This window comes from Shewanella sp. SG41-4 (assembly GCF_014164505.1).
Taxonomy (GTDB): Bacteria; Pseudomonadota; Gammaproteobacteria; order Enterobacterales; family Shewanellaceae; genus Shewanella.
Map to the genome: position 1 here is coordinate 1 of NZ_JACJFI010000390.1, position 2798 is coordinate 2798.

3 protein-coding genes and 1 pseudogene are annotated in these 2798 nt (G+C 39.5%); 3 read left to right on the forward strand and 1 reads right to left on the reverse strand.

From position 1 onward, the window contains the following. From kdnB to H5202_RS20040, 3 genes and pseudogenes are all read left to right on the forward strand, one after another. Nucleotides 1-292: pseudogene (gene kdnB, locus H5202_RS20030) on the forward strand (3-deoxy-alpha-D-manno-octulosonate 8-oxidase KdnB); the annotation flags it as partial. 88 nt (nt 293-380) lie between these two features. Further along, nucleotides 381-1118 carry an 8-amino-3,8-dideoxy-manno-octulosonate cytidylyltransferase KdsB gene (kdsB, locus tag H5202_RS20035; protein ID WP_182773615.1) on the forward strand — a complete coding sequence of 246 codons (738 nt, stop codon included), beginning with the start codon at nt 381-383 and terminating at the stop codon, nt 1116-1118. 76 nt (nt 1119-1194) lie between these two features. Further along, complete coding sequence (locus H5202_RS20040; protein ID WP_182773616.1) at nt 1195-1428, forward strand: DUF2897 family protein; 234 nt, start codon at nt 1195-1197, stop codon at nt 1426-1428. 271 nt (nt 1429-1699) lie between these two features. Here H5202_RS20040 and H5202_RS20045 read toward each other — a convergent pair whose 3' ends face one another. Beyond that, nucleotides 1700-2782 (reverse strand): AI-2E family transporter, encoded by a 1083-nt coding sequence (locus H5202_RS20045; RefSeq protein ID WP_182773617.1) that lies wholly within the window; start codon nt 2780-2782, stop codon nt 1700-1702. Nucleotides 2783-2798: the final 16 nt, after the last annotated feature.

Consider the following 2798-nt stretch of genomic DNA (forward strand, 5'->3'; position numbering starts at 1 on the left):
ATCTTACGGTTTAGGTTATGTGCTGGGTTATCACCACGGTATTGGTAACTGTTTAGCCGTTGACGTGCTAGAAGAGTTCTACCCAGAAGGTGTGACTGAGTTCCGTAAAATGATGAAAATTCATAACATCACTCTGCCTAAAAACATCTGTAAAGATTTACCAGATGACACTATCGCTAAGATGGTTGCCGTTACTAAGAGCATGGGTCCACTTTGGGACAACGTGTACGGTAAAGGCTGGGAAGAGAAAGTTACCGATGAAATGCTGACTAAGTTATTCCGTCGTATATAATAAACTGTATATTTAGTCATAAAGGGCTCTTATGAGCCCTTTTATTTATTGTCTACACCACTGTCACAACCACAAGTAGGTCATATTAATGAAAGTTACTCTATTAATCCCGGCACGTTATGGTTCAAGCCGTTTCCCGGGCAAGCCGCTAGCCCCGATTAATGGTAAACCCATGATCCAACACGTTTACGAACGTGCATCGTTAGCAAGAGGCCTCGATAATATCTATGTTGCTACAGATGACGACCGCATTAAAGATGCCGTTGAATCCTTTGGTGGTAAAGTAGTGATGACTAGCCCTGATGCAGCATCTGGTACCGACCGTATTAACGATGCCATTGCATTACTGGGTCTTAACGATGATGATTTAGTGATTAATTTACAAGGCGATCAACCGCTTATTGATCCTATCTCAATCGAACAAATCATTAGTCTATTTGAACGTCACCCTGGTGAATTCGAAATGGCAACATTAGGATTTGAGATCGTCGATAAAAGGGAATTAGACGACCCAATGCACGTTAAAATGGTATTCGATAATGACCATAATGCATTGTATTTTTCTCGCTCACGTATCCCTTTTGGGCGCGATACCAATGACTATCCTGTTTACAAACATTTAGGTGTTTATGCTTACACTAAGCGTTTTGTGAATGCATTTGCTAAGTTACCTTTAGGTAGACTCGAAGACCTCGAAAAATTAGAACAGTTGCGCGCACTCGAATACGGCTACAAAATTAAAATTGCTATCAGTGCATTTGACTCTCCAGAAGTTGATACCCCTGAAGATATTCGAAAGTGTGAACTACGTTTAGCGGTAGACTAATAACCAAACACATATGGTTCTAGCCTGTGTTGTCTTAAAACACGGCTAGAAAGTTTCAGCTTAAAAGGAGTTCCCAATGAGTTTAGAAGGTTATGAAGTTTGGCTAATTATTATTTTAGTCATAGGCGTTATTGCAAGTAACATTGCGGTGTTGAAATATTCTGCCAAATTTAAAATGCCTCAATTTGGTGAACATAAAAACCAAGCTCAAAGTGCTGAAAAAGAAACCAGTTCAGCAGAATCGGAAGGTAAACTGACTACAGAACCTTCAGATGAGAAAGGCAACGACAGCAAAGACAAAACGTTATAATGCTCAATGTACCTATTTATAAAAATGAACCTATCTATATTTTAGCGGGTTGCAACTAACATAACGTACATGATGCTCTATGTTGTCGTGATTAATTGTTGTTATTTGTTTAACGTGCATTCTTTCTATCGCGATAACCATTTGTCGCAATATCTAAATGTATTAACTTAAGCCTGATAATAAAAAAGCTAACACCATAATGGGGTTAGCTTAATGTGTATCCAACAGGTTCTGCTTCTATATTGGTTTTGTGCAATACCACAGGCAAGTGTTATTCACTGTCGAGCTTGACTCGTTGTTGCTCTTGGTTATTCGGCCAAGCATTGATGACAGCTTTGACTAACGATGCTAGTGGTATGGCAAAAAACACTCCCCAGACACCCCATAGGCCACCAAATACTAACACAGCAGCAATAATCACTACCGGATGTAAATCAACAGCATCAGAAAATAATAATGGCACTAACACATTGCCATCTAATGCTTGAATAATTCCATAACCTAACATCAAGTAACCAAATTCAGCGCTAAAACCCCATTGGAAAAAAGCCACTAATGCTATTGGCAATGTAACCAGTGTTGCACCTACATATGGGATCAATACCGACAAGCCTGTTAACACACCTAGCAGAGCAGAATAACGCAGCCCCATGATGGCAAAAAAGATATAACTGGCTACACCAACAATAACTATTTCAATGACTTTACCACGAATATAATTAAAAATTTGTTGGTCCATTTCAGACCAAACTTTTCGCGCTAGACCGCGGTTAGATGGAAAAAACCGTTTGCTGCCATTTAATAAAAACTCTTTGTCTTTTAAAAAGAAAAACACCAACAAAGGCACTAAGATGGCGTACACCATTAGCACTAATAATGACGCTGAATAACCCAGAATTTGTTTACCTAAATCAATAAGGTGCTGCGTATCAAGCATCTTATTGACTTCTTCCATCATCGAATCAAGTTGTGATGCACTGACAAATTGCGGGTAATCAGCACTAAATTCACGCACGATTATCATCCCCTTATCAATCATAGAAGGTAAGTCAGTAACCAATGACACCCCTTGGCGCCAAATACTAGGCACCAAACCAAACGTCAAAATAATCATTAGCCCTATAAACACCACCAACACGATTGTTGCTGCTGCGGTTCGGCTTATGCCAAGTCGAGACATTTGTGCAACTGGCCACTCCAATAAAAATGCTAACACTAAAGCAACCAGCAGTGGCGCAAGCAATCCGGAACCAAAGTACAATGCAAGACCAATCCCAATAATGATGAACATTAACGTTATGGCTTGTGGGTCACTAAAGCGGGTTTTGTACCAATCAGTTAAAATTTCCAGCATTGAAAAACCTTTTATA